The following is a 452-nucleotide window of genomic DNA, read 5'->3' on the forward strand; positions in this document are numbered from 1 at the left end:
ATATTTCATTAAAATAAACCAATACGTCCTTGTCATCGTCAACCGCAAGGATACGCACATTTTTAGAATTTATATCGGATGACAAAAGCCTGTGTTTTTCATTAGTACTGCGCCTCAGTTGAATGGTAAAGTAAAAAGTAGAGCCTTTTTCCGGTTCTGATTCAATCCAAATCTTGCCACCCATCATTTCAACAATATTTTTTGAGATTGCCAGTCCCAGCCCCGTGCCGCCGTATTTGCGGGTTGTGCTGGATTCTGCCTGCTCGAAAGATTTAAAAAGTTTTGCCTGTTGTTCGGGGGTTATGCCGATTCCCGTGTCGCTTACCGAAACTTGCAGGGTATAGATATTGTCTGTTTTCTGGGCAAGCCGCGCGGCAAGGCTGATTTCTCCATGCTCGGGAGTAAATTTAATGGCGTTCCCCAACAAGTTGGTGATGACTTGCGCTACTCGC

At 44.5% G+C, this 452-nt stretch carries 1 protein-coding gene; it reads right to left on the reverse strand.

The window, feature by feature from the left end; translation table 11 throughout:
- The coding region (locus ACYVRA_RS08945) for an ATP-binding protein (RefSeq protein ID WP_461252362.1) at nucleotides 1-452 on the reverse strand (452 nt) is incomplete at both ends.

Source organism: Treponema sp. R8-4-B8, from assembly GCF_054786175.1.